Here is a 356-nt window from a genome sequence, read left to right as displayed (position 1 = left end):
CGGACTGCCGGTGCCGGAGCTGGTGCGCCTGTGGCTGGACCCGGTGTTGGCGCGCAGCGAGCCCGAGCAGCAGATCCAGGAGCAGATGCGGGCCAGCGGCGGGCTCAACATCGGGCTGGGCTTCTGGAGCGGGGCGCTCAACTTCGACCCGCCCTGCTTCGAGGTGGGCGCCGAGCTGGCCGCCCGGGGGCTCTGGTTCGACGCGCTGATCAACAACGTCGACCGGTGCTGGGGCCACCCCCACCTGCTGGTGGTGGGCGGTGCGCTGCGGCTGATCGACCACGGCGCGAGCCTGGTCTTCCACCACCACTGGCCCGGGGCCGCCGGCTGGGTCCGGCGCCACTACGACGCGGGGG

1 pseudogene is annotated in these 356 nt (G+C 73.9%); it reads left to right on the top strand.

Annotated features, from left to right (window positions below):
- A pseudogene (locus C7C46_RS34045) lies at positions 1-356 on the top strand (HipA family kinase); the annotation flags it as partial.

This window comes from Streptomyces tateyamensis (assembly GCF_003205575.1).
GTDB classification, from domain to species: domain Bacteria; phylum Actinomycetota; class Actinomycetes; order Streptomycetales; family Streptomycetaceae; genus Kitasatospora; species Kitasatospora tateyamensis.
Note: the sequence above shows the minus strand (reverse complement) of the source record. Positions and strands in the feature narration are given on the sequence as shown.